The organism is Novosphingobium sp. NFX11 (genome assembly GCF_057376415.1).
In genome coordinates, this window is sequence record NZ_CP080386.1 from 616,156 (window position 1) to 641,758 (window position 25,603).

Annotated in this window: 27 protein-coding genes; 12 read left to right on the forward strand and 15 right to left on the reverse strand. The window is 60.7% G+C overall.

The window, feature by feature from the left end; all coding sequences use genetic code 11:
- Positions 1–43 precede the first annotated feature (43 nt).
- From KZO24_RS29650 to KZO24_RS29660, 3 genes are all read right to left on the reverse strand, one after another.
- A complete protein-coding gene (locus KZO24_RS29650) occupies positions 44–481 on the reverse strand; it encodes a type II toxin-antitoxin system VapC family toxin (protein ID WP_486487929.1) in 438 nt (145 codons plus the stop codon).
- Positions 474–722, reverse strand: a complete 249-nt coding sequence (locus KZO24_RS29655) for an AbrB/MazE/SpoVT family DNA-binding domain-containing protein (protein WP_486487930.1) — start codon at positions 720–722, stop codon at positions 474–476. Before KZO24_RS29655 ends, KZO24_RS29650 begins: the two co-directional genes overlap by 8 nt.
- Before the next feature lie 584 nt (positions 723–1,306).
- Positions 1,307–4,078 (reverse strand): putative bifunctional diguanylate cyclase/phosphodiesterase, encoded by a 2,772-nt coding sequence (locus KZO24_RS29660; protein WP_486487931.1) that lies wholly within the window; start codon positions 4,076–4,078, stop codon positions 1,307–1,309.
- 310 nt (positions 4,079–4,388) lie between these two features.
- Between KZO24_RS29660 and KZO24_RS29665 the strand changes: the two genes are divergently transcribed.
- Positions 4,389–4,745 carry a hypothetical protein gene (locus KZO24_RS29665; RefSeq protein WP_486487932.1) on the forward strand — a complete coding sequence of 119 codons (357 nt, stop codon included), beginning with the start codon at positions 4,389–4,391 and terminating at the stop codon, positions 4,743–4,745.
- Between the two features lie 122 nt (positions 4,746–4,867).
- Positions 4,868–5,563 carry a diguanylate cyclase domain-containing protein gene (locus tag KZO24_RS29670; RefSeq protein WP_486488448.1) on the forward strand — a complete coding sequence of 232 codons (696 nt, stop codon included), beginning with the start codon at positions 4,868–4,870 and terminating at the stop codon, positions 5,561–5,563.
- A 77-nt stretch (positions 5,564–5,640) separates the two neighbouring features.
- Here KZO24_RS29670 and KZO24_RS29675 read toward each other — a convergent pair whose 3' ends face one another.
- The 6 genes from KZO24_RS29675 to KZO24_RS29700 form a co-directional block, all read right to left on the reverse strand.
- Positions 5,641–6,054: a type II toxin-antitoxin system VapC family toxin gene (locus KZO24_RS29675; protein WP_486487933.1), complete on the reverse strand. Its 414-nt coding sequence runs from the start codon at positions 6,052–6,054 to the stop codon at positions 5,641–5,643.
- On the reverse strand, positions 6,047–6,790 hold the full coding sequence (locus KZO24_RS29680) for an AbrB/MazE/SpoVT family DNA-binding domain-containing protein (protein ID WP_486487934.1): 744 nt from the start codon (positions 6,788–6,790) through the stop codon (positions 6,047–6,049). Before KZO24_RS29680 ends, KZO24_RS29675 begins: the two co-directional genes overlap by 8 nt.
- Positions 6,787–7,248 (reverse strand): JAB domain-containing protein, encoded by a 462-nt coding sequence (locus KZO24_RS29685; protein WP_486487935.1) that lies wholly within the window; start codon positions 7,246–7,248, stop codon positions 6,787–6,789. Before KZO24_RS29685 ends, KZO24_RS29680 begins: the two co-directional genes overlap by 4 nt.
- 223 nt (positions 7,249–7,471) lie before the next feature.
- Entirely contained in the window at positions 7,472–7,912 is a 441-nt protein-coding gene (locus KZO24_RS29690) for a hypothetical protein (RefSeq protein ID WP_486487936.1), read from the reverse strand.
- Positions 7,913–7,958: 46 nt separating this feature from the next.
- A complete protein-coding gene (locus KZO24_RS29695; protein ID WP_486487937.1) occupies positions 7,959–8,291 on the reverse strand; it encodes a hypothetical protein in 333 nt (110 codons plus the stop codon).
- 59 nt (positions 8,292–8,350) lie between these two features.
- Positions 8,351–8,914 (reverse strand): response regulator transcription factor, encoded by a 564-nt coding sequence (locus KZO24_RS29700; protein WP_486487938.1) that lies wholly within the window; start codon positions 8,912–8,914, stop codon positions 8,351–8,353.
- A gap of 462 nt (positions 8,915–9,376) precedes the next feature.
- Here KZO24_RS29700 and KZO24_RS29705 point away from each other — a divergent pair, with 462 nt between their 5' ends.
- From KZO24_RS29705 to KZO24_RS29725, 5 genes are all read left to right on the forward strand, one after another.
- Positions 9,377–9,655: a sigma factor-like helix-turn-helix DNA-binding protein gene (locus KZO24_RS29705; RefSeq protein ID WP_486487939.1), complete on the forward strand. Its 279-nt coding sequence runs from the start codon at positions 9,377–9,379 to the stop codon at positions 9,653–9,655.
- A 296-nt stretch (positions 9,656–9,951) separates the two neighbouring features.
- Positions 9,952–10,887, forward strand: a complete 936-nt coding sequence (locus KZO24_RS29710) for a DUF7146 domain-containing protein (protein WP_486487940.1) — start codon at positions 9,952–9,954, stop codon at positions 10,885–10,887.
- A 33-nt stretch (positions 10,888–10,920) separates the two neighbouring features.
- Complete coding sequence (locus KZO24_RS29715; RefSeq protein WP_486487941.1) at positions 10,921–12,924, forward strand: ParB/RepB/Spo0J family partition protein; 2,004 nt, start codon at positions 10,921–10,923, stop codon at positions 12,922–12,924.
- Between the two features lie 487 nt (positions 12,925–13,411).
- Positions 13,412–14,608: a DUF932 domain-containing protein gene (locus KZO24_RS29720; RefSeq protein WP_486487942.1), complete on the forward strand. Its 1,197-nt coding sequence runs from the start codon at positions 13,412–13,414 to the stop codon at positions 14,606–14,608.
- Between the two features lie 148 nt (positions 14,609–14,756).
- A complete protein-coding gene (locus tag KZO24_RS29725; RefSeq protein ID WP_486487943.1) occupies positions 14,757–14,963 on the forward strand; it encodes a hypothetical protein in 207 nt (68 codons plus the stop codon).
- A 1,816-nt stretch (positions 14,964–16,779) separates the two neighbouring features.
- Here the strand turns inward: KZO24_RS29725 and KZO24_RS29730 are convergent.
- Positions 16,780–17,109: a PilZ domain-containing protein gene (locus KZO24_RS29730; protein ID WP_486487944.1), complete on the reverse strand. Its 330-nt coding sequence runs from the start codon at positions 17,107–17,109 to the stop codon at positions 16,780–16,782.
- A gap of 495 nt (positions 17,110–17,604) precedes the next feature.
- Between KZO24_RS29730 and KZO24_RS29735 the strand changes: the two genes are divergently transcribed.
- Both KZO24_RS29735 and KZO24_RS29740 read left to right on the forward strand, forming a co-directional pair.
- Complete coding sequence (locus KZO24_RS29735) at positions 17,605–18,573, forward strand: PAS domain-containing protein (RefSeq protein ID WP_486487945.1); 969 nt, start codon at positions 17,605–17,607, stop codon at positions 18,571–18,573.
- A 144-nt stretch (positions 18,574–18,717) separates the two neighbouring features.
- On the forward strand, positions 18,718–19,203 hold the full coding sequence (locus tag KZO24_RS29740; RefSeq protein WP_486487946.1) for a hypothetical protein: 486 nt from the start codon (positions 18,718–18,720) through the stop codon (positions 19,201–19,203).
- Between the two features lie 33 nt (positions 19,204–19,236).
- Here the strand turns inward: KZO24_RS29740 and KZO24_RS29745 are convergent, their stop codons facing one another.
- Entirely contained in the window at positions 19,237–19,884 is a 648-nt protein-coding gene (locus KZO24_RS29745; protein WP_486487947.1) for a YoaK family protein, read from the reverse strand.
- Positions 19,885–19,904: 20 nt separating this feature from the next.
- On the reverse strand, positions 19,905–20,084 hold the full coding sequence (locus KZO24_RS29750; RefSeq protein ID WP_486487948.1) for a hypothetical protein: 180 nt from the start codon (positions 20,082–20,084) through the stop codon (positions 19,905–19,907).
- Positions 20,085–20,979: 895 nt separating this feature from the next.
- Between KZO24_RS29750 and KZO24_RS29755 the strand changes: the two genes are divergently transcribed.
- The gene (locus KZO24_RS29755; RefSeq protein ID WP_486487949.1) at positions 20,980–21,285 is read left to right on the forward strand and encodes a hypothetical protein; all 306 of its coding nucleotides are present in this window, start codon (positions 20,980–20,982) and stop codon (positions 21,283–21,285) included.
- A gap of 146 nt (positions 21,286–21,431) precedes the next feature.
- Here the strand turns inward: KZO24_RS29755 and KZO24_RS29760 are convergent, their stop codons facing one another.
- A complete protein-coding gene (locus KZO24_RS29760) occupies positions 21,432–22,325 on the reverse strand; it encodes a GGDEF domain-containing protein (RefSeq protein ID WP_486487950.1) in 894 nt (297 codons plus the stop codon).
- A 993-nt stretch (positions 22,326–23,318) separates the two neighbouring features.
- On the opposite strand from KZO24_RS29760, the gene KZO24_RS29765 reads away from it, so the two are divergent.
- The gene (locus tag KZO24_RS29765) at positions 23,319–23,765 is read left to right on the forward strand and encodes a ferritin-like domain-containing protein (protein ID WP_486487951.1); all 447 of its coding nucleotides are present in this window, start codon (positions 23,319–23,321) and stop codon (positions 23,763–23,765) included.
- 325 nt (positions 23,766–24,090) lie between these two features.
- Here KZO24_RS29765 and KZO24_RS29770 read toward each other — a convergent pair whose 3' ends face one another.
- Both KZO24_RS29770 and KZO24_RS29775 read right to left on the reverse strand, forming a co-directional pair.
- Entirely contained in the window at positions 24,091–24,321 is a 231-nt protein-coding gene (locus tag KZO24_RS29770; RefSeq protein WP_486487952.1) for a hypothetical protein, read from the reverse strand.
- Positions 24,322–24,448: 127 nt separating this feature from the next.
- The gene (locus tag KZO24_RS29775) at positions 24,449–24,772 is read right to left on the reverse strand and encodes a hypothetical protein (protein ID WP_486487953.1); all 324 of its coding nucleotides are present in this window, start codon (positions 24,770–24,772) and stop codon (positions 24,449–24,451) included.
- Positions 24,773–24,961: 189 nt separating this feature from the next.
- Here KZO24_RS29775 and KZO24_RS29780 point away from each other — a divergent pair, with 189 nt between their 5' ends.
- Complete coding sequence (locus tag KZO24_RS29780) at positions 24,962–25,453, forward strand: hypothetical protein (protein WP_486487954.1); 492 nt, start codon at positions 24,962–24,964, stop codon at positions 25,451–25,453.
- Positions 25,454–25,603 lie beyond the last annotated feature (150 nt).

Below are 25,603 nucleotides of genomic sequence, written 5' to 3' on the forward strand. Positions count from 1 at the left end.
CATCTCCGAGTCTCGGATGCAATGGTGAGCCCAGGGAATGCATTCAGTGCCCCGGTTGTTTCTCGTCCTGTCGTATCGCCTCGATCTCAATGCCGATCTCAAGAGAAGCCCACGCGCTATCGGCTGTGACCGCCACTGCTGCTTGAGCCATCGCCAGGGCGAGGCAGGACCGATCTCCTAGCGACAATCCCTTTCCGTGTGTGTGGCTACGTAGCTTGGCTCCCATGTCAGCCTGCTCACGATCTGCCGCAACGATGCGGATATCCAATTCGCCAAGCAGCAAGCGGGCTTCCTCCGCCTCGACGCCGCGATCGATCAGCTTTGCCAGGACCTCATGGTAGCTTACCGCTGACACTAAGGCACGGCCTAGGCGCTCCTCCACCTGCTCACAGCCCGGCTCGCCAAACAGCAGGCAGAGCAGCGCCGAGGCATCCATCACATATACCGGCTCAGGCGTCGGCATAGTCAACAGCTCAGGCACGCGCGGCTTCGGCCCGGCGCTCTGCAATCAATTCCTGCGATATCAGCCCGTCGTCGGGAGCAAACGTACGTAACCGCTCCTGAACGCGTCGCAATGCGGATTTTGCGGGTCTGATCCTGACTTCATCGTCCTGAAGCTCGAAAAGCACGGTATCGCCGTTTTCAAAGCCGAGCGCTCGCCGAATCTCCGCAGGCAACGCGATGCGTCCGCCCGCGATAACCTTGCCCCGTACTATCGCCATGTCACTCGGTCCAAATCCCGTAGCATCGTGGGGCTGATACGACGCACGGCATTTGGGTATCAAGGCGCTCGGTACCCGCTGCCGTCCTGCAACAAGCTTACGACCTTCAGGCTGTCTGCCGCCACCAAATCAATCAACAGCGCGACGGCATCGCGCATTCTGGGCGTGAGACTGAGATCAGTGCGTCGATGGTCGAGCGTATCTCCGCGCGGCGCTTCACTTTCCTGTTCAGACGTTCCAGCCGATTGGTAACCGGTATGAGGATGTCGGTGCCGATGTTTCTGCCGCGGCTCGGGTGTTGGCGGTATGGCGCGACCATCCGCGACAAAAGCACCGGAAGCACGAACTTGCGATCAGGTCGATGTGCTCCATGAACTGCGAGCTTGCGTTTGGTAGCTGCCCGCCTCCGTGACTCACCTGGTTGCGCTGCGAGCGCGGATCCGCAGTTGTCGTGTCGCTCGCCGGTCGCGTGACTTTGGCTGACAGGAGCCGCTTATGCGACGCGTCACTGGCATTGATGTTCTCTGAACCTTTGGCGAGGTGGTGATGCGGTAGGAAGGGCGGCTCAGGAATAAGCGCGGCCATTATCCTGTGGTGAGGACAGGACCCCATCTTGCTGCATCCATTCCTGATGCGATGACGGATAGCGCAGCCGGGGCGCTCCAGTTGAATACGACATTGTTGACTTGGGCGGCGGCCATGGGTCGGCCGAAGAGGAACCCTTGCGCTATATCGCACCCCTGCCGCGCGACGTGCGCCGCCTGGAACGGCGTCTCGATACCTTCCGCGACGGTGGTGATGCCCAGCTTCCTGGCCAGATGTATGACCGCGCCGACAATGGCTGTATCTTCGCGGTCGCACGCGTCGAGACGGGAAATGAACGAGCGATCGATCTTGAGCGTGTCCACCGGGAACTGCTTGAGATGGGTGAGAGAGGCATATCCCGTTCCGAAGTCGTCGAGCGCAATCTTCACGCCGGCCTCGGACAGGATGTCGAGGGTCTGGCTAACCGTTTCGGTGAGTTGCCCCATGAACACGGATTCGGTCACCTCCAGCTCGAGGAGGGCTGGTGAAAGTCCCGCTTGTGCTAAGCGGTTCAGTATCCGATCCGCAAAGTCGCCTCGTTGAAAATCCCCCGAGGCGCCGTTGATAGCGATGCGTCCCACTTGTACGCCGCAGTCTTGCCACAATTGCAAGTCGGCGATGACCCGCTCGATCATGCGATCGGTAAGCTTCGAAGAAGTGTCGGTATCGTTGAGAGCAGCACTGATGGCGCCAGGCGAGCGCAGGCCGCCGTGGTGGTGCCAGCGAAGAAGGGCTTCGAAACCCAGACAAGCCCCGGAGCGAAGACAAACCTTGGGTTGATAGAAGGGAACGATACGGTCATCGTGCAGAGCTTCGCGCGCGTCATAAAGCATCTGCGTCTGACGTTCCGCAGCGATCTTCAGTGCGGGCTTGAACCAACAGACCTGACCAGGGCCCTCGCTCTTGGCAGCGTATAACGCGAGATCGGCGTTTTTATGGAGCTCTGCTGGAGTTTGGCCATCACAGAGGGCTGTCGCTGAACCTGCGCTCAGGCTCACATCGAGCTGGCGACCGTTGAAGGTCATCGGCTCGCTCGCTTCCGCAAGCATCTCTTGAACCGCAGTAACTGCGGAATGGCCGTCCTGTGTGCCTGGGCAAATGATCGCGAATTCGTCCCCGCCCAGACGTGCTACGGTTGCGCGGGCTGGGGCGGCTTTGAGGAGCCGGGCAGCGATCTCACACAACAGGGCGTCTCCCGCATCATGCCCAAGCGTGTCGTTCGTGGCCTTGAAGCGATCAACGTCGAGAACGATCAACTGGACCTGACCGCCACTACGGCGCGCCTCATGAAGCGCCGTCTCAAGACGCTCGCTGAACAGGACACGGTTGGGCAGGTTTGTCAGAGCATCATAGTGAGCCGCCTGCCGCAGTTTCTCTTCGTAGCGCTTTTGGCTCGTTACATCCTGGAGAGAGCCAATGAGCCGAGCGGGCCTACCATGCGCATCGCGCACGACGTAACCACGGGCAACCAGATGCAGGTAGGCCCCATCACCGGCCAGGAACCTGAATTCCTGCGTCCACTGCGTGAGGTCAGGCGCATCCAGGTTCTGAAATTGCCCAAGAACGCGCTTGCGATCATCGGGGTGAAGGCGCTCCACCAACCAGCCTCGCGACGTGCTGTGCAGCGCTTCGGGATATCCAAGCACTGTTGCCGCAGCGCCGCTCCATTCGATCCGATCATGGCCGAGCGACACGTCCCAGATCACATCGTTGGTGGCAAGGGAGGCCAGGCGGTAGCGCTCCTCGCTCGCCTGCACGGCTTGTTCAGCAGCAACCTGGTCGTCGATGTCTTCAAGGTTCCCGTACCAGGAGAGGATCTGACCGTCCGCATCGAGGCGGGGAAGAGCACGGGCGCGGAACCAGCGAAAATCGCCAGCGGCAAGCCGAAGGCGATATCGAACGTCGGCATGTCCGCGCCCATCCGAGCATTCCAATGCAGCGGCCCAGATTTCCTGGACGTGCGGCAGATCGTCAGGGTGAACCGCCGCCGTCCAACCCCAGCCGAGAGCTTCCTCACTTCTCATACCGGTCAGCTTCGTCCAGCGGGGACTAAGTTCGATAACGGCGCCGGTTTTGTCTGTGATCCACGGGATCTGCGGGTTGAGTTCAACGGAGTGCCGGTAGTGTTCCTGACTGGATTGCAGAGCATCGATGAGGGCACTCATCTCTGAACGCGAGTGCAGAGTTTCCCTGAAGGCGGCGTGGCTTTTGGAAAGCGATCGCAGGATGACGCCGGACGCTACAAAGAACGTGAGGCCGATGCCCATAAGATAGGTGTCGGATGAAAACACCAGTCGCGCCGTGACGGGCAGAGCGCCGAAGAGGAGGACGCACCATCCTGCCACCGGCAGCGCATGCAGACAGTAGCAACAGCTGATGGACCCCACAAAGACAAACAACGCTATCGAAGGAATACCGACAGGCTCGGCTTCGCTCATGAGCAGATACCCCCAAGCTCCGAACGCGGAACTCAGGAGTACCGATGCCGCGACCGTGCCCATTAGGTAGCGACGAATTCTGGCGGGATCGGGATTTCTTCCGCGACGAAAGAGCCAGGCCGCGGCCCGAACCCCAATCAACGTGCAAAGCACACCCGGCACCCCGACGCTATGCGCGAACGGAACCTGCCCGTACGTCGCGGCCGCCAGGAAGAGCACGTTGACCGCCATGAGCGCGTACATCAGCGGAATTTGCGTCCGCAAAGCAGAGTACTGCGCCTGAAGAACCGCATCGGAGCCATGCGCGATCTGATTACGCGGACTGAATTTCATTGGCGGCATCACTATTTGGCGACTCTACAGGGCCTGATAGAGCCGTTCGGTTAAAAATGAGTGTGGGTTATAGTGATCATAGAGGTTCTTGGGCGGAGGTGAGTGCCTACTAGGCCAAGCGCCTGCACCCCGTGCGATTACCCTTCTCGGATTATGCACGGAGGCGCCAGCGATGCTGCTCCAACGCTGGGAAATCGTTGGCAAACGCGGAACGGTTCACCGCAGCGGTAGGTTTGTCTTAACTTCTCGGCGAGAGATGCTGATCCATGGAGAGAAGACAAGAAGAGCAGATGCGAACGGGAGGGGTATAATGCCGTGGTCTGGACGCGGCAAGGTTCCGGTCTCGGACGCAGTTTACCGCGACCTGGTGTCGACCCTCTTCACCATGCGAGTGCCCATCGCTGGGTTCGGCGCGCTCTACGCCGTTGTCGGTTCGTTGATCTACCTGAAATGGCCCGACACCGTGATAGCCGGTTTGACTGTTGCTGCGGTCGTGGTGACAGCTGCACGCGTCGTTCTCATCAATCGCTATCATCGGGCCGGCGGTGCTTCCCAGGAGGTCGCCGCCCTGCGCCGCTGGGAGTCCGCCTATGAGCTGCTGACGTACCTTTTCGCAATTCTGCTGGCGGTTCTCAACGTTCGGGGGCTGACCGCCCATGCCCCCTGATCCACCTTGCGACGATTAGTCTTGTCTTCACGTTCGGAGCGGGGATCGTCTCGCGGACCTCCTCGAGATTGCGTCTTTGCATGGTGAGCGTCACAATCGCGGTGCTACCGACGGTGACCGCCATGCTGGTCCACGCCGCCAGCGATCATGCCGAGCGGCTCCATTCCGAATTCTTCCTGCTTGAAGCTTTTCTGCTGGTCGCTGTCGGGCTCATGAGTCTGCAGTCTGCCGCGCACCTCTATGCGGCGGCGGTCGAGCATCTATCCACCAAGCAGGATATGGCAAAGCTCGCGAAATATGATCCTCTTACCGGCCTGCCAAATCGGCTCCTGATTCGGGAAGCCTTTCACGAGCTCTTCAATTTTTCCCGGCGGTCGCAAAGCCAACTGGCCGTGCATTACCTCGATCTGGATGGCTTCAAGGCGATCAATGATCGTTATGGGCATCCCGCCGGCGACAAGCTGCTGGTTGAAGTGGCCCAGCGCCTGCTGTCAACCGTCCGGACCTCCGATCTGGCGTGCCGACTTGGCGGTGATGAGTTCCTCGTCATCCAGTCCGATGTCCGGCACCGCGATCAGGCCGAGCTTTTGGGACGCCGCATCATCAGGCAGATCAGCGAAGCCTATGAGATTGAGGGAGCGTCCATGCGGGTCACAGCAAGCATCGGGGTTGCGATGGTACCAGAGTGCGGCATTGAGCTGGAAACGCTGATCGAATGCGCTGACGCGGCACTTTACCAGTCGAAGGCGCGGGGCAAAGCCCAGGTGCTATTCTGCGATCCTGACGATAAGCCGCTGCCTGGGCGGGCAGTAGCCTGAGAACGGAAATGCATGCTGTCTAAAGATGCGGCCCGCCCCGGTACTGCGGCTCGAGGCGAACAGGTTCGCACGCGCTGTCACGGCACCGCCTCGATCTCGATGCCGATTCCAAGGGAAGCCCAGGACCTGTCAACCGTGACCGCAACTGCTCTGCGGGCGAGTGCCAAGGCGAGGCACGACCGATCGCCGAGCGATAGGGCAATTCCGCGTGTAGCGCCGCGCAGCATGGCTCCTGTATCGGCCTGCTCCCGATCAGCCGCTACGATGTCGATATCGAGTTCGCCGAGCAATAATCGGGCCTCATCTGCCTCGACGCCACGATCGATCAGCTTTGCCAGGACCTCATGATAGCTTACCGCTGACACCAAGGCGCCGCCCAGTCGTTCCTCGACCTGCTCACAGCCTGGCTCGCCAAACAGGAGGCAAAGCAGCGCCGAGGCATCCAGCACATATACCGGCTCAGGCGTCGGCGTAGTCAACAGCTCAGGCACGCGCAGCTTCGGCCCGGCGCTCTGCAATTAATTCCTGCGATACCAGCCCGTCGCCGGGAGCAAACAAGCGCAGCCGCTCCTGAACCCGTCGCAATGCGGATTTGGCGGGTCTGATCCTGACTTCATCGCCCTGAAGCTCGAAAAGCACGGTATCGCCGTTTTCAAGGCCGAGCGCACGCCGCATCTCTGCAGGCAACGCAATGCGTCCGCCCGCGATGACCTTGCCCCGTACTATCGTCATGTCACTCGGTCCAAATTCCGTAGCATCGCGGAACCGATACCACGCGCGGCATTTGGGTATCAAGGCGCTCGATGCCCCGCTGCTGCCCTGCAAAAAGCTCGCGATCTGCATGCTGTCTGCCGCCATCCGATCGATCAACGGCGCGATGGCATCACGCATAAGGGGTGTCAGACTGAGATCAGTACGTCGGTGATCGAGCGTATCTCCAGTTCTTCTGATGGCGCCCAATTCTTCCAGCCGCCCGGCGCGGCGATGTGCCTTGGAGGCGATCTCGTCAACCGTCAGGCAGGCCTGGAAGAGCTTCCGTCCCTCCAGTTCGGCAAGGTAGATGCTGAAGAGGGAATAGAAGTAGGGTTTCGCTGAAAGGACCGGACCCATGCGCTTGCGGGCTTCTTCCTCGAACTGCAGCACTAAACGGCAGATAGCTGCGCGCGCTTGTGGAGAGAGGCGGTCATCCCGCGTGGCCCCGGTCGCCAGAACAGCCGCTTCCATCATTTCCTCGCCACTGTCCCGATGCGTGGCAGGCGTTGCCCGGGGCGCACAGACTGCAAGTGCCAAGTGCACGCGTTGCGACAAGAAGCCGCCGGGGGCGAGAAGAGCGGCCCGCTCATTTCAGATATCCGACGCGCCGCAAACTCACCCCGCCGCCCCGCGCGACGATAAAGTAGTCGTGAATCATAATGTGGGGAGGACTTGCCGCCTGCGCGACGCGTGATGTCTCGATCGAACTGCGAGGGGGCCGGATTTCCCGACAAGCGGTTGTGCCCCAGGATGATGGCGGTCGCTTCCAGCTCAAAACATCCTTTCAGGATCTCGCGTGGATAGGCGTGCGCTGCCGAAACCGTGCCGATGGCTATTAGCCCGTCCGCAACGAGGCCGCTGCGTGCATTGAGGAAAAGTATCCGGAACTGATCGACGGGATCAAATGCGAGCACACCGCGCGAGTAATTCACCGCGTGGGTGTGACCCGGCCGCGGGGGCAGCCTGAAATCTGGTCTCGCAGCAGGTGCCGAACGGCTGCCTCGACCCGCTGTAACGTCTCTTCGACGATCTTGGCATCATCCAGGATCATTGTGCGGTTGCGGCCCCGCGCGGCCGGCACACTTTTCAGCGAACCGAACCTGCTCAGCAGCTGTGAAGACAGGAAACCGGCATCTTGGGGGCGAGTGACGGCGATCAGGTCTTCCAGGATGCGTCGGCCCCGCCCAGAGCCACCCGTCTGCGGTGGCGCCAGGTTGCCACGAGCAGAAAAACCTGCGCGGCCCAACTCCACATCGCTGCAGCTGTCATGTAGGCGGCCCAGTCCGAGCGGGGCGCGAAAAGAACGCCAATGTGAACCAGCACTTCTGCTCCAAGAAGCGCCGTGATCCAAAGCGGCCAGAAGCGGGTGCTTCGGATGGAAAGCCATAGGAAGATACCCCATATAGCAACGTCGGTCACGAGGATGCCGGTCTCGACCTGATAGAACCGTGATCCCGCGGGATTCACCATCAGAGCGCTGGTCCACGCGGCAGCAAAGAGGGTGAGAGCGCCAATCTGCTCCGGCCTGCCGCCGCGGGTCAGCGCATAAAATGTGCTGAGTGTGAGCAGCCCAAAAAACAGGAGATGTCTTGTCACGAACCCCCAGGAATAGGGCGGGCGGCAGCGCGGCCCGCCCTGCGTTTCAGACTACGTGCAGCTGTGGCAACTCGGCCGAGTTCGGTTTGATGAGATCGCCATAGCTGGTCGGTGGCAATCCGATCTCATCGCTGGCGTGCTTGAGGTTCGCATGGGCTGCGACGATCTTGCTGCGCGTTTCCGCGACCAGCATCAAGGCAGATGCAGAACTTAGAATGGCATCCTGACCGACGATCGCCGATATCCTGCCATCAAGCCGGGCCAAAGGCAGCGCGGCGTTTAACTCGGCAATACGGGCCACTGCGAGATCAAGGGCATCTTCGGCGGCGAATAGTCGCTCGGCTACCGTACGGGCAATGGCTTGGCGTTGAGCACGCATGGTTTCTCCTTTTCCGCTCCTTCGGGAGACGGGCGAATGCGATTGGATGAAAAAGGTGCTCAGGGACGCAGCAGACTGGTCAGTCCCGTGAGCAGCGATGCGGCGGATCCGACCCCGACAATAGTTCCGAGGGTCATAGCGCCTATGACGATCATGGTATGGACGGACGTCAGGTCATTCTGCGATCTCCCGCGAATACGCATCGGCACGAGGTCCATCAAACCTTGAACAGCTGCGGCAATGGAGTGATCTTGCTGCTGCTCTGCGAACTGGATTGCAGGTGCATCCGCGTCATTGGTGACGGTCACACCTGAGGGAAGATCAGCCCGATCGGAAACACCCAGAAACTGGGGGGATAATTTCTTACCCGCTTCATCCTCGGAAAGTTGCTGCTCCCAAAGTGCGAGATAGCGAGCCGCCTGTCCCCGGGCGGGCACACCAAGCGTCTGGCAAGCAGAGGAGATATGTTTGTACGCTACGCCGACGGAGATACCCAGCTTGATTGCGATCTCCTTGGTTCGATAGCCTTGCGCGACCAGTCGCAGGCAGTCTCGCTGGCGGGGAGTGAGGCGCCGCAGCAGCGCCTCATTTTCTCGGACCCAGGTCATCGCGTGCTCGTCCACTACGTTCTCCTGCGTAGGACCTGTCCGCCCCGGCCAGCCGCAGGTTGCAGGTCAACTCGATCTTCTCTCCCGATCACACAATTTATCGTGCGAACGTAACTCCATAATCCGGCGGAGGTAAATACCTGACGGTGTAGCTCAATTATCCCTACTTACCAGGAAACCATACCTCTCGAAGGAGCGTGGCGAAGGAGGGGAGTGGGGGAGGAACGGGCAGGAATACTGTTCCGGAGCACACCCATGACAACCGAGCATGACCATATACTACGCACATACGTTCGCGCGCTCGCCAGACGTTCGCGACGCCTTCTGGATATCATTCGTCGGGGGCGACGAAATATCATGCGATCATATGCCAGGGCCGCGCTGCCTGCGCAGAGGAAACCTTCAGCCCGCCCATTCGCAACCCCTAAATCCGAACGCAAAGCGCCGCAGCAATGGCGCATCGGCGCCGTGCCCCCGTTGGAAGATTGGCTGGCCGGGGCGGATGGGGCGGGTCACCGATCGGGTAATGGTCAACATGCTGGCGGTGGCCCCACGGCAAAACATATTGCGCGCATGCAAGACACCTTGGACAGTCTGCCACCGATCACCCGCGCTATCTTCGTCGCGCACTGTCTTGACGACCTCACTTTCGAAATGATTGCCAAGCGCTTCGGGATTCCCGTTTGCGACGTGGTGCGCGAATTCTCCCTTGCGCTGGTCGCCCTTGATTGCGTTGACAGCGAAACCGGGGACTGAACGACAGCACACTGGGTCCCCTTGATGGCCAGCAGGGTCGTGCTCCCGCCTACGGCCGTCCAGTATCCACCCTCACGCATCGGGACGAACCGGTACCATGGTTCGTGAACATGCGGCGAACCGTTGACGGCAGGGATGGCGAAGGGCCCCTGGTGACTACCCTTTTGTGCTGCCCGCGTGTGCGACTGTCGGTGTCGCCGCAGTGAGGGTCATCCTCGATATCCCATACCTTCAAGCGCCAACGGACTGCCGCTTCGACACGTTGGATCGGCACTTTTCTGGGCAGGAGCTTTCCCATGTCCCTCCGCTACTCTTTTATTAATCCCGACCTCGATGCCCTCGGTGCCGATATCGTGAAGCGCCTTGGCGGAACGTGGCAATCCGGAAAAGGCCTGTGCTTGTGCCCCGCCCACGACGATCGGCGACCCAGCCTCTCGGTCCGGGTCGGTGAGCGAGCCTTGCTCTTCAAATGTTTCGCCGGCTGCGACACGCGTGATGTGATGAAAGCGGTGCGATCGTTAACCGGGGAAGCGCTCTTCCGCTGCGAGTACCATACCACGCGCCGCGAGTGGATGAGCACCGAATTGTGGCGCCGCCGGCGTGCCCTGGCGTTGTGGCAGGAGGCGACGGAGATTTTCGGAACGCCCGCGCAGTTCTACCTTCGGCGGCGCCACATCACGATCCTGCCCCAAGCGCTGCGTTTCCATCCTCGCACGCCTATCGGAAACGGCTCCGCACTCGAATATCGTCCGGCGATGATAGCCGCGTTGTGCGCCGATGCGTCAGGCGGCAGGCGCTTCCACGCAATCCAGCGAACCTTTTTCGATCGGGAGGACGCGCGGCGAGCACGGGATCTCCCGGATCCGCGCATGACCCTGGGGCGCCCCGCAAATGCGGCTGTGATCCTGGCCGAGGCCACCTCGGAGCTGGGTCTTGCCGAAGGTATCGAGACCGCCCTGTCGGCCATGATGCTGTTCGGCATCCCGGTATGGGCGACACTTGGCAGCGAACGCCTTCATCAAGTCACGATCCCCTCACCCGTGACCCGCCTCGTCCTGTTTCCCGACAACGATCGAGCCGGTGTGCTCGGCAGTATGAACGCAGTGCAATCCCACCGGAGACCGGGCCTCACGATCGAGACCGCTTTCCCGCCTGGGCTTTTCAAGGACTGGAACGACGTGCTTCGCGTTGGAGGGGAGAGAGTGGGGAAGTGGTGGCGGCCAGGGGCCTGACGGTCAGGCTGTCCCCGCCAGGAGATTACCCACATGACCAAACTTCCCATCCTCGTTTCGGCGGCGAACCTCGCCAAGTCGCTGAGCAACGTGCGCACTGTCAGCGATCCGGTGGCCGATGCCCAGCTCGAAGCGAACATCGCCGCGAAGGGCCTGCGCCAGAACCTGATCGGCGTGCCCGTTTCGCGCAAGAAAGGGCACTACCGTATCATTGCGGGCGGCCGCCGCCTCGATGCCGTCCATCGTCTGATCGAGAAGGCCGTGTTCGATGCCGACTACCAGCTTCCGGTGCTGGTGCTCGGCAACGCCAGGGACGCGATCGAGACCAGCCTCGAGGAGAATTTCTTCAGTCTCACGATGAACCCGGCCGACACCTGCCGGGCCTTCCAGGACATCATCGAAAGCGAAGGCAAGACGCCTGAGGACGTGGCCAAGCGTTTCGGCCTCACCGAACGTTTCGTTCGCAGCCGGCTTCGCCTCGCTGATCTGGCCGATCCGGTCTTCGAGGCGCTGCGCAACGGTGAGATCACGCTGAACGTGGCCGTGGCCTATGCCAGCAACAGCGACCGCGCCCGGCAGTCGGAAGTGTTCGATTTGCTGAAGGACGGCTATTACCGGACCAACGTCAATGAGATCAAACGTCAGCTCGCCGAAGATACTTATATCGGCAGCGATCCCAAGGCGCTGCTGGTCGGACGCGACGCTTACATCGAGGCTGGCGGCCGGGTCGATCTCGATCTCTTCTCCGACTCGGCCACCGAGCGCTGGATCGATGGTTACCTCCTCAATCGTCTTGTCGCGGACAAGCTAGCGGTTGCAGCCGAACAGCTGCGCGAACGTGAGGGGCTGGCGGAAGTCCGGATCATTCCTGCGACACATGTCACCTACAATGACACCTGGGATCTGCGTCCGCTCAAGGGCGAGACGCCCGAGCTGACCGCCGAGCAGCAGACGCGCCTGGAACAACTCGAGGTCGAAATCGAAGCGGCCAATGAGGGATGGGACGAGGCCGATGGAGCGGGCCAGGCAGACCTGGCGAACCGGGTCGAGTTGCTCGAGGCGGAATATCGTTCGATCGAAAATCAGACGCCGATCCTGACCGACGAGCAGAAGGCCGGGGCGCTCGCCTATATCGTCATCGGTCATGACGGAGAGCCCCGCCTCCACGAGCAACTCTACATCGCGCCGGTCGAGGACGAAGCCGACAAAGACAGCGCCGAGGAAGGCAGGGATGTTGATGCGGTCGAAACCGGGGTCGTCAATGCGTCGGGCAAGCCCGCCTACAGCCAGCGCCTGTCGCAGGAGCTGGCCGAGATGAAGAGTGAGTTGCTGCGTGTCCATATCGCCAGCGATCCGCGCTTCGCCCTCGACCTGGGGACCTTCTGGATGGTCGACATGGCGACCCGGCCGTCCGGCACCTATGAGCTCGCGACCGAGCTGAAGGCCGACACGCCCTGCTCATCTCTCACCGGCTTTCAAAGCGGTACGCTGGCGGCCGAGGAATGGGGCAAGATCGACGAGGCGCTCGATCGCAGCTGGACCGAGGCGGGCAATGCCTGTCAGCGCTACGATGCCTTCTGCGTCCTTCCCGATGAGGCGCGTGCGGCCTGGCTCGCCTGGGCAGTTGCCCGAACGTTGCATGCGGTCACCGCGGACAGCAAGGCGGTGACCTTCATCAATCATCTTGGCACCAAGCTCGACATCGACGTCGCGGCCTGGTGGCGCCCGACCGCGAACAACTATTTCGACCGCCTGAGCACCAAGGTTGCGATCCTCGCCCATCTCGACGAGATCGGTGGGCAGGAGTTGTCGAGCCGCTACGGCGCATCGAAAAAGCACGATCTCGCGACCTCGGCGGAAAAGATCTTCGCGGGGACCGTTCCGATCGAGGCGGGGATCCGGGATGCGGCTCTCGCCTGGGTTCCGAGTGTCATGCGCTACGCCGCGGTGCCGATCGAGGTCGTAGAAGTCGAGCCGTCGGCGGTGAACGACGAGGAACAGGGTCCGACCGACGACCAGCTGCCCGACGCCGCCTGATCGCCGGTAATGAGTTCGGGGTCGCGGCCATGCGCGGCGACCCCGGACCTATGGGCCTTCGATCGCACGTCTCCATTGCGGACTGTCATCGGCGGCAACGCCTGATCAGTTTGTTCTCCCACTGCACTTTCCAAGGGCCTGGCCTTGCGCCACCGCCCTTTTCGTCTGCCGCAACTCCAGCTCCTCCCGAACGAGGCGCTCGTGAAGGATCTACGCACGGATTACCGCGCCATGGCGCTCATGATGTTCGACGAAAGACTGCCGCCCTTCGATGACATACTGGCGAAGCTCGCGGCCGTACAAGAAACAATAAACGTATAGCACGAAGAAGCCTCGCGGAGTCAGCTCGTTACGTTCCATTGATCTGCGCTTGATTGGGACGCCGCGCGAGACCCTATTCTTTCCACCAGCAAAACGGGTGGAGGGAAGGGGGGATGGGTTGGCCGGTCCGAAGGGGATCGGTCCTTTCCATCAAGGAGATCCTCCCATGGCAACGCTTGCCCAGCAGATTGAAGCGCCTCGAGTTTCCGGCGCGTACAAGGTCGATATCTCCCGGGGTCGCAACATCGGGCGGGTTTCGTCCGAGTGGTTTTCGCGCCCCGATGACGAGAAGTTCCTGTCGCTCGATGATCTTTACGACAGTGTTCGCCGCCGCGCCGATCGCGCCCGCACCCGTGTGGTCGAAAGCCGCGACGTGCGTGTCGCGGCGAGCATGGAAGATGCCGAGCGCCTGAGCCTGATCGTTCCGGGCGAGGCGGAACCGATCTCACCGACCAACTGGTCCTTTGGTCAGCTCTCAAGCCTGGTTGGCGCGCCCGCCTCCTACCTGCGTAATCTCCCCGCAGCTCTTGCCGGGATCAATCTCCAGCACGGCCTGCTCAGTCATCGGGGTGAACAGGTGAAACTGCTCAAGACCCATGAGGGCCGCGCCGAGCTGCGGGCCGTCACCGGTCCGGATTACGGGCGCATCTGGGACCATGAACTGGTCGCGGCCGTCATGAAGATTGCCGGCAACGGGGTGTCGGATACGCGGTGGAAGGTACCTGGCATCCTTGACTGGGGCTCCATGCACTACAACCCCTATGTCGACGTCACACGCGAGACGACCACGCTCTACGCGTCGGATCGCGATGTTTTCCTGTTTCTGGTCGACGATACACATCCGATCGAAGCCGGAAAATTGCCCAATGGCGAGCCCGATCTCTTCTTCAGAGGCTTCTATTGTTGGAACTCGGAAGTCGGCTCCAAGACACTGGGAATCGCGACTTTTTACCTGCGTGCTGTCTGTATGAATCGCAACCTATGGGGCGTCGAAAATTTCGAGGAGATCTCGATCCGGCATTCCAAGTTCGCGGCCAACCGTTTCGCCCATGAAGCCGCACCCGCCCTCGAGACCTTCGCCGACAGCTCGGCCTTGAGCTTCATCGAAGGCATCAAGACAGCACGCGGCCGCATCGTCGCGCGCACCGGTGAAGACCGCGAGAATTTCCTGCGCAAGAACGGCTTCTCGAAGTCCGACACTGCGAAGATCATCCAGTCGGTGATCGCCGAGGAAGGCCATCCGCCCACAAGCCTGTTCGACTTTGTGCAGGGTATCACGGCTTATGCGCGCGCGAAGTCCAATCAGGACACGCGCCTCGAGATCGAAGGCAAAGCACGCAAGCTGTTCGCCAGGGCGAACTGAGGCGACTTCACGAACGAAATGCCGCTCCCGGTCCTCGGGGGGAATGTGTTCCCCAGTCCGGCCGGGTTCCGGCTTCCCAGTCCTGACCACTGCGAGGCGGCTTCGGCCCAGGTCGGAGCCGCCCTTTTCGTTTCGAAAGGATCATATCATGCACGTTTCCGCTCAGACCGAACTGCACAGCTTCACCGTCGACGTCGAATTTTCGAGCGGTGGCGACGCTTATGCGGCCGAGACCTACAAGGTCGAAGCCAGTGACTGGTATCGCGCCCAGCGCGATGTCCTCGAGATGTCGCTCTGCAGCCCCTGCGACAACGTCCGCGTTCCGGATTTGACACGGCGCGTTATCCTCCGATAGCCGGGTCTGGGCTTCGCCTGCCGTCTTCCTGGCCACGGGAGAAGTCCCATCGCTCCGCAATAATCACCACCAGAATCCAGCACCGGCGAGACCGCCGCTCGCTTCTGGATGCATGGCACCGGCTTAACGGTCCCGACCCGAATGAATTTCCATACCTCTGATTACAGAACCCATGGCGGCGATTGCCGCGACAAGGAACCGTCCTTTGATCGGGTACTGCCTGTTACGCCCCAACAATACGACCTCTCTGTTTCACGGCAGCGCGATTGGCTGCGCTCAGAAGACCTGAGCGCAGCTGGAGTTCCACGTCCTGAATTATGTCACGGCCACGGACCGGACAAGGCCAGTGCCGCCCGCCGCCGCCCTTGGTGCAGATATGGCGGAGAGACTATGCTGACCTGGGACGGGTGCCCATCAACGATGGGGAAAGGCACACCGCGCCGTGGCAGCATGCGGACCCATCCACCTGGGACGGGCGTGACTCCGGCCCCGCATTGTCCCGCGCAAGGCACTTTCGCGCAGTTGTGTCGGCTCCATCCGCCCAAACGAAGATCGAAGGCGAGTCGATCAATGCGCGGTAACGTTCACTCGCAACCAATGGCGGGGCGGCGTTGCGCGGCCACGGCGCGAAGCCGTTCAAACACTTGACCATTCGCAGCTCACTGCCCCCATCCCAAACCACACTCATCCCGTGGAGGGACCACCGTCGAGCAGAACGGTTTTGCGAAACACGATCATCTCCTCTGATTGCTGACCGGATCGCCATTTTGAACATCAGGTGTCCGTCGCGGTTCCTGACGAGCCCTTGGAAAGGCCTTGCTCGCCGCATTTAGGTCGCCTTTCGGCTCACCTGCCGGGGCTGGCTTGATGACTGCTGGCTATCGCCGTTCGCGTCACCCGTTACATTCACAGTCTGGCGGCATCGAGAGCCAGATTGGCTGGCAGTGCTTGAAGCCCATGAGTGGACGGGCATCGCTGCCTCCGACTTTTCGCGGATTTATAAGACCATTCTGGGCCGCTTTACCGGGGATCGCGTCATGACCACCCTCGATCGCCCTGGCGGCGATGGCCATGTGTATGTTTCAATCCGGCCTTATCCACGGCACTTACCTGCGTATGTCCATGCTCATGGAGGTTTGATGGCGCCACCCTCCATCCAGTCACGAGCCCACACGCGATGTGATTTTCGACGGATTGCGGTGCCGCAATGGCGACAGGTGCCGACATAGTTCAGTCCATCCCAGGTGACCCCGGACCGAATTGGCGAGTGCCTGTCAAACAGGCAAAACCGAACAGATAGACGCACGCTTGACCCTCGGAGCTTTCTGTTATCGCGCCCGGCAGGAATCACCTCCCATACAATGGTTTCACGGTCATTACCGCTCGGGGGAGAATATGGTGCTAAACCTGCTCCGGCAACCCAGGCGCAGCTCCTTGCAAACCTTGAAAGTACGGCGTCGGAGATGTAAAGTCGCAGCACCTGTAGCTCAACTTAGACGTGCCTTGGCGATGTGATCGCCGAGGCACTTTTTATGGCGTCGCCACCGGACGACCACACCTCGAAAATTGGTGGCCAGGCATCGACCCCACGGCTCGCGTTTCTCAGTTGGAGGGCTCGGCAGCCCCGCTGGAACGCGTCAAACCTGGGGTAAACGCAGACCACGCAATGCATGCCACGTTGCGACCGCTGCGAGAAAATGCCCCGGCAAGGTCGCCTTGCCAGGGCAGGTAGGTCGCTAGACTGTCCCGGTAAGAGGACAGCGCATTTTTACGTCCCGGCAACGGATCGGGCAACAGATTCCGTGACGGCGCGGGACTAAGGCGAGCCGGGCTTCTCAGCACCGAGCGTGGCGATAAGGTCCGCGAAGTCACTGGGCGCAATCAGCCGTTCAAATTGAAATCCAGCCCTGCCACCATGGCGCCAAACGACGTGGGCCTCGATCCGGCCAATCGCTGGCAGCCTGATCGTCAACCGTTCACCGGGCATCAAGTCGAGTTCCTGATCCACCATGAACCCGTGCGGTGATATGTTCGCCATATGCATATCGATCTCGCCGAACTTCGTATGCTCGGCGAGAAAGCGATAATCGACCGATTGGCGGACGATCCGTCTATCATCGACGGGTGGAGAGTGACGGCGACGCACTGAAGGCTCCAAAAATTGCAGGCCTATCCTCGGGGCGAAACCTTACCGGAATGATAATTCATACCCACTCGCGCCCTTTCAGTACAGGCTGAGTTGCCGTTCCGACTGTTCTTGAGCATGTCACTCAGGCGAAAGCGCTTCGTCATCAAGCCACTCGATCACATCCGCCGCCACGGCGTCGCCCAGGATTTCGATGGTTCCCCGGTTGTTGGCAGCAAGACGAATAGCCCGTTTCGGCGATGGGAGCGGCGCGCTTGGGCCTGCGGTGACGTGTTGGCATCGAACGTTCTGAACTATCCGACTGCCGGAGATGGCGACTCCATGTTCGGTCGGGCTGCGACGAGGACGCTTCTCAGCATAAAGCCGTGCGAAATGAACTATATTTCGCTGGCAAAAAGACGTTGTTTATGGCTCTTGACGTCCGCACCGCCCGCAACCGTTTGGTGGCGGTAGAGTTGGATGGGGGCGCGTTCGCACCTTTGAATGATGGATTTCATGGCAACTCTTCCCGAATTTTCTCCTGCATCGCTGTCTTCCGTCTCGCTCGCCAGCGTGCTCGACCAGAGCGTCGATTGCGTAAAGCTGGTCGGGTTGGGCGGTGACGTTCATTACATGAACGCCAACGGCCTGTGCTCGATGGAAATCGACGACTTCGATCTGGTTCGGGGCAAGCAATGGGCGGATCTCTGGCCAGAGGCAAGCAAGGCCCAAATCATAAATGCCTATCTCGAAGCCTGCGCGGGCGAAATCGTGCGCTTTCGTGCGTTTTGCCCGACGATGAAGGGTAGTCCTCGCTGGTGGGACGTGACGGTATCCGCTGTCCTTAACGAGAGCGGGCAGCACGCCGGATATATGGCGATTTCGCGTGATGTGACAGAGAACCAGCAGCGTTTGGACACGGCGATCGTCACGGCAGACGAGCTTCGCCATCGCCTCTCTAACGCCTTCTCGGTTATGTGCGCTGTCATGAACCATTATGCCCGTGGCGACGACAACCGCGTCGCCTTCGCGGAACAGATGTCGCTCATTTTCGCAGCCATGGGCAGAGCGAAGACGCTCTTTGCCAACATGGACGCCCCGCGCCATGTCGATGATCTGATCCCGGCAGTCCTTTCGCCATTCGGAAATCCCGAATGTTCCATTACCATCGAGCGACTGCCCGCCGCCACGGTTGGCCTCGAATGGGCCAATGCGATCGCACTGGTGCTTGGAGAACTGGGCGTAAATTCCACCAAGCACGGCGCGCTCGGATCGGGCGGGAGCATTGTCATAACCGGCAGACGCACTGGACGTGGTTTCACGCTGCTATGGACAGAAAAGTCCAGGAAGGTGGTGCAATGCACCGAGCGGGCTGGCGGCCAGGGCATGCAGATCATGCAACGGGCCATGCATACGCGCGGCGGTACATTGGACATGCGCTGGAGGCGAGATGGGTTGACCGCGGAACTGGCCGTCCCTTTGTGAAATCATTCCCTCCGCGGTGCCTTGTAACGCCATCCAGAGTAGCCGAACACTGTTCGTACCAATGTGGGCCGACGCCAAAGCAGCTATGATCGGCGACCGGGCGAGATGCCTCGAACGCTTTGTCCGGATACGGGAGATCGAACTGTGAAGACCCTGTTCAGCGCGATGTTTTTGGTGGTGCTGGCACTAAACTCTGGTCCTCCGATAGCCTCCGCAAAAGCTGACGAATGGACGGTCTGGGAGAGTAAACCGTTCCCATTTTCGATCTGCTACCCGACCAACGTTTTCCAGCAGCGCAGGGTATCGGACGCGGGTCACGCGATCGCGCTGGAATCGAACGACAGCGCACAACTGATTGCGGGGAGTATCGACTACACCCGCGAAACGCTGGCTGAGCCGCTCCGTATAGAGCAGGAAAGACTTACCCATGTCGCCTTGGTCGCGCGCGGAGAGAACTGGTTTGTCGTATCCGGGACGCGGGTGGACCAGGCCCTCTACACAAAGGCCGTCAGGGTCGGCGACCGGCTGATAGCGATGCGGTTTCGCTACCCCGAAAGCCTTGCAGCCAAGTATGCTCCGATCCTCGAGCGAATGGCGGAATGCCTCAAATTCCCCGAGGATGCCTACTGAGCCCGCGGGGTGGTCACGCGCAGCCCGGCAGCCCTATGGCGCTCGCTTCGATGGTCCCGCGATTGCCGCGTACAGCGCCATTGATCCAGCTGCGAAGACGGCCATCCAGATCGCGACGTTGCCGGCCCGGATGAAGATGAAGGCACCCAAGGAAGCCCCGCAGACCAGGGACGCCCACAAGATCAGATAGGGCACCCAATTCCACCTAGGGCCGCCCATGAGAGCCGACGCCAAATGCTGTCCCAGCTTGACCAGGGCGCCGGTCATGTAGGTCACCCCGATCGACACTTCGCCGTTGCGCTGGAACACGGCATTCACCGCGCCCATGGCCGCCGCCAGAACCATCGCTACCGGCAGGTGAGAAGTCACCCCGCTCAACAATGCGGCGGCGGTAAGAAGCCCGGTCACGAACGCCAGCACGGCGGGTTTACGATGTCGGGTGGCGCGGGAAGCGACGCAGCTTCCGGCAATCACGCCGAAGACGAACCACAGGACCACAGATCCCGCAACGAGTGCGGCCGGGATATCCCGAACCAGCCCGACCGCCACGCGCGTCGAATTGCCGCTCATGAATGAAACGAAAAAGCCGCCAAGGCTGATGAAACCAATTGCGTCAACGAAACCAGCCAGAGCCGCGAGCATCGCGGCCAATACCCAGAACCGCTTCTCGTAGGCGATCATAGTCAGGGGCCTGCAGGGGATCAGTGCGTGTGAAACTTCGGCAGGTCACCCGCCATGCCTGACAGCATCCCGGACCAGACGGCCAGAATGAGGCCTTCTTCCCTGCTGGTTTTCGCGCTGATCACCCCATAGATGCCAAGCTCGCCACCGAGTTCCTTCATCCACAGCAGGCCTTCTCTCTGGAGCAGGGTGGCGACCATCAGGATCGCACCGCCAGGGCCCGAACGAGCGCCTGTTCCGTTTGCGAGAGTGAAGAGGCTTCCGTCATGTCGCTTGGCCTTTCGCCTTGGGCCGCCCCTCAGCGGGCGCAGGGATATTGAACCATAGGGGATCGTACGCCGGCAAGGGCTTCGGCCGCCATCAGGGCCTGCGCCGGCCCACAATCGGATCCTATGCCGATGACTGTCTGAAACTGTCGGCCAGGAAGGCCGGCAAAACATGCCGTCAGCGCCCTGAGCGATTGTTCGCGCCAGACTAAGTCTCTGCCTGTTGCTGGAGATCAGCGCCAAGCATGCATCCTGCGTTGGCGACGCCAGTCCATCCAGCACCGGTGGCCATGTCCGTGATATCAGCGGTAGCCCCCAGGACCTCGATTGCTCCCTTGGAGCGCTTGTCGGCTGCCTTGTTACGGAGGAGCGTGAACACAGGGCGGACCTTATCTCCTCGCGTCTCTATCGTTTCCATCGCGCGCAGTGACTTTCGCGCGAGCGCTCTCGCCGCACACCGTCATTCGAGCAGCCAGGTTCGTTTGCTCCGCATCTGGCTGACTGTGTCAGATTAGCGCTGAGCGGAAAGCTAGCACCTTGAAAAGGATGGCAACTTCCGCAATTATTCCGACGCGGCGACTCATTTGCCGTTCGAGGAGAGTTGGAAGAAAGGAGGCAACGCAATGTCCCTCTCCAAATTTCATCACCCGCTTGACCCGGTTGCGCACCCCCAGTTCGAACATGAGGTCAAACGCGCCATTCTGCAGGCCTGGGCGTCAGATGCTTCCTTGGAAAGCGACCGGCTACCTCCCAGGCAGGCGCAAAGGCAATCCCGACACAAGTCAGTGGGCGCGGTGGTTCGGCGGCAAGCCGACCGAAAGGTGTGACCATGGCAGAGAAGCTGTTCGACTTGTTCCGCAAGGAGCGGAAGCGTCTGGAGCTCGCTCTTGCTGAAGCCGCGGCAAGGGGTTGCACTGACCACTCCGAAATCCGGCGGTTAAAGGCTCTCCACGCTGCCGTCGGCGATCAGATCGTCTGTTGGACGCGCGACCTCTACGGATCGGAACCCCGGAAATGGCGAGCGCAGCGTAAGCGAGCGATGGGCCGGAAGGCAACCTCGGACCTCCGGCCCATCCTCGCGCCGACGCAAGTCATCCGCCAACCGGCGGTACATACCGGCTGGTGGATGCCCTGACCAATATGCACTGCGGCTTCGTGAACTCAGGCTCCTCGGTGCCCGCGGTGCGTTGAAATAACGAGGTGCCTGTGGCCCTGCGCGGTGGCACGCCGTTGCGGTGACGGGGCAGCATTCGCACCCGCGCGCTGGAAGGGGAGGCCGGACTAGACCTGAAAGCGCCACGTCCCCTTGCCGGCAGACTTTGCCGCATAGAGCGCATCGTCAGCGACACAGAACGCCGCACCGAGGGTGTTTTGAGCGGAAGCACCAAGGTTGCAGGTTGCCTTCGATTGCTGCTTTGTCAGTGCGGCTGAGACAGATTCATGAATCTCCTGACATTTCATCTTCGCTACATGCTCGTTGAAAACGAGCAGGCAGAAAGCAAACTCGTCACCGCCTATTCGGGCCAGGGCGTCGTCCTGTCGAGCGGCTGCGCGAAGAGCGCCTGCTGCGACCCGTAGCGCTTCGTCCCCAGCAGCATGTCCGTGGAGGTCATTGACCTGCTTGAAGTTGTCGATGTCGATCAGCCCGCACAGAAGGACCGGGTTGTCGGGATTTCGCTCGCGGCTCAGCCGTCGGCTTTCTATCACGAACGAGCGCCGGTTTCCCAGTCCAGTCAAAGAATCGACGCGTGCAACCGCCCGTTCCCGGTCGAAGGTTCGCCGAAATGCCCCGACGAACAAGATGACGAAGACTACTGCGAAAATGCGCATGCCCGCATTCCACGCTGCGACCGTCAGCGGAATGCTCGACGCCTGGGCGGAAAGTCCGTCCCCAAAACCGTTTATGAGGAGAGTAAGGATCACACCGGCGCCGCCCGACACAAGACCTGCTACCCGGCCCAGGCACCATGTGGTGAAGCACAAGGGCAGCAGATACAAGCTGCTGACGGAGACCAGGCGGCCAGTGCTGGCATCGAGCCCAAGAACGCCAGCCCAGAGCAAGGCGAGGAGTAACGATGCCTGCGAGGCCCGCAAGGCCGATGTCCATTCAAACGCACGCTCCAACGGTGAGCCGGCGTAGGCGACTGGAACGTCTTCGTTCGAGGCAAAGGGCATGGGTCTGCCCTATCGTACAATGGTTAATGGCACATGTAGGTAATCTGGCCCGTGATCGAAAATCAGGAAGTGCGGCGAGATCACGGGACAGGAGATCTCGCCGCAAGGTGTAAAGGCAAGCGAGTCACGCGCTGTGCCCAGATCTTCGACGGGTAATCCCCCCGCTTGAAGCGGCGCGCTCTTATCATGCGTGAACAGCATTTCAAACGAAATAAGATTACATAATGGCGTGTCCAGGCCATGGAAATCACGCCTATCCGCACTTTCCACCGACAACAGGCGTGTCCTTTGTCGATAGGGCCGGGCAAAGGCGGATGCCTGAAGCGTTGCGCACGGTCGCGGGCTGGTGGGCGGGGTCAGTCTGCCGCTTCGTCCGTGAGAGACAAAGATGATCCTTATGGGCGGCGTCTGGCAACAGCGCCGACGCCCGCAGTGTGACATGCAAATTGCCATCGTGCCGGTGACCACAGGGCGCTCGCGGCTAGGTTTCATGGCCTTGGACCATCGTTCCATTCTTTGTAGTCGCGGCAGCATTTACTCCGGCTCGTGCTGGGGTGAAACGCGAAGCCTTTTTCCGGGCACCCTCACGTCGTGCGTACAGGCCAGCCATTGTGCGTCCTCGCGCGACGAACAGCGTCGATAACCATGGTGTCCCGAGCTTAAGCGTGGCCCCAAAGCAGGTCGTAACTTGCGAATTGCGCTGCGACGGCACGAACGGGTCAATCCAAAGGCAAGGTGTAGAACAACCCCGTGGGATGGCAAAATTGCGACCGGCGGATCGACGAGGACGTAGCAGGTTCATGACGCCGTGCTGGCGGCTGCTCTTATGGAAGGTGACTGACGCCGTGACCCACGTTCACGGAGGACACCGGGCAAACGCGGCCGTCCCGCCAACCTTTCGGTCATCGAAACGAGGGCAGCACGATGTTTCGGCCCGAACGGATCAAGTTCGCCCGCAGCTGGTTAAACCATTTCCCCCACAAGGAGAACATCATGACCACGGATAGCACGATCTCCACGCTTAACAGCCTGATCAAGACGACCCTTGATAGCATGAAGGGCTATGAGGACGCTGCCAAGGATGCGTACAGCACCCAGTTCGCTACAATGTTCGCGGAGTTCGCGCGTGACCGTAGTGCGGCGGCGACCGACCTGCAGGCTGAAGTTCGCCGACTGGGCGGAACCCCGGAAGACGATAGCAGCCTTCTGGCCGCCGCTCACCGGACCTTCATGGATCTGAAGCAGGCAATTACCGGCAAGGAAGACAAAGCGATCATTCAGGAAGTCGAGCGTGGTGAAGACCACATCAAGGCCAAGTTCGAAGACGCCTTGCGCGACACAGACCTGGATTCGTCTTCACGTTCGGTAGTGGAAAAGGCTTTCGTTTCGGTCAGGGAAGGCCACGATAAAATGAGCGCGCTCAAGCACAGCATCGCATGACAGCTTGAGGCCGCCCGCTTGCGGGCGGCCTCATGCCGTATCGACGCCGGTTCATCTGCTTCTCCGTCGTCATCCCGTTGAAGGGAGTAAATGTACCCCTGACGGCGAGACGCGACGCGGCGCGCCATGCCGGTTGGCGAACCGCAGCATCCGCGCGCAGGCGTTCCGGCGTCGGTTTCCGCTCAGAGCCCTACCTCAGCACGTTTTGGGCGCAGATGTTAAACTTGATCCCGGCACCAGTGTTGAGTGAAGCTGCTGACTCTGAAGTACCAGCAGCCCATGGTTGTGAAGCCATCGATGGAATGGCGCTGCAAGGCGCGGCCAGTTAAGTGGCGCCTGCTTCGGCACCAACAAACATCCCATACCATTGTCCGGTAATGGTGCGGATCATTAACATCTCTCTATCGTCTCCCTCGGGCTGAAGCCGATAGCGGTCGTGATCGGCATTGTTCCCGAGCCATTCCCGCGCCCAGGTCATCGCTGCAAACTTGCTATCGAGGTCACCCTTCCTCACCGCGATGCTGCCGTTGTCCTCGCGAACCAACTTCCACTCCATTGCCTCGAACCTCCTTTCTCAGGCGCAATCGCGGGGTAAATTTCCGAAGGCAGATCATCGTTCACGAACAGGCTGCCTTCATCCAAGGCGCGAACCTTCATCGGCTGCGCTGTTCTGCACGAGACCTTCATCGCAGGAGGCGGTTCCAGACTAAGGTGCGAAGAGCGCTGCTGTTCGCGGACAGGCGGGCTGTGAGGCTCGCGGCCAGAAAGGTTCGGCGCAGCTCTTGCTCGTTGACGGTATCACTGGCCAGTATCAGGCCGCCGTCATGGATGTGTGCCTGCAGTTCCGGATGAAATCGGGCAATAATCGATCGAACGACCGGCAGAGCCGTCGTGTCGTCCGCACGTGGCCGGCACCATACGCTATTCATCGGATTGCCCCCTGTTACTGCCGGACTATTAGAAAATTCCCGCTGGGGTGCAAGTGCCAAGACACAGATGTCGGACATGGCACTTGCATCCGATGGCGCCAAGGCCGATAGCAACCATCCAGTGGGGGCTGATAGAGATCCAGAATGTCAGGGGCAAATACATCGAACCCGAAAGGCGGCCTGTCGGGCTGGGGAATTGTCGCAGTCGTCGGCGCGGTGTTGTTCGTTATTGCCCAATATTCCGGCACCCCGAACAGCGACCAGCAGGTGGCGGCAGCCAGTTTTACCTCGGAATCCAGCAAGGCGATCGCGAGTGTCGCCCACGCGGTTGTCGAGCCTCTCGAAATGACCAGCGTTCGTGCTGCGGCAAAGGACTTCAAGGCCGTTTACGCAGCACAGCAACTGCCCGGTGCGAAGATTTTCAGCCAGAACTGCTTCGAGGGTCTGGCGCATGAATTCTCATGGTCGCGCCTTGACGAGTGCGGTGCCTTCGACGCCATTGCGGCGGGGCAGCTGGAGACCGAGGCGGACAGCACCTCAAGCGAGTACGCCTATTTCGATCAGGAAACCGCCGCCGGTCGTTATCTTGCTACTGTATCGAGTGCCGGCGAGAGCGCCGATCATGCGGATCTGCGTCTGGAGGATATGCATGCGAAGGTCGTGGCGGCGCCTGCGCCCAGGCCGGCAGCCTTGGCCGATCAAGCGACTGAACCGGCTCCCTCCAGCGACGGCGATGAAGGCTGGGAAGCGAGCGCCTGAAAAAGGGCGCTCCTTCGCCAACAGGCGCGCTTTGGGGTTGTACGGTGCTGCCCTCAAAGGCGGGATCGATCCGGCGAAGGGCATCAGGAAGCAGGGCGCGCCGCGGCCATACTCGAATGAAGGAAGTGCGGGGTCAATGACTTGAACCCG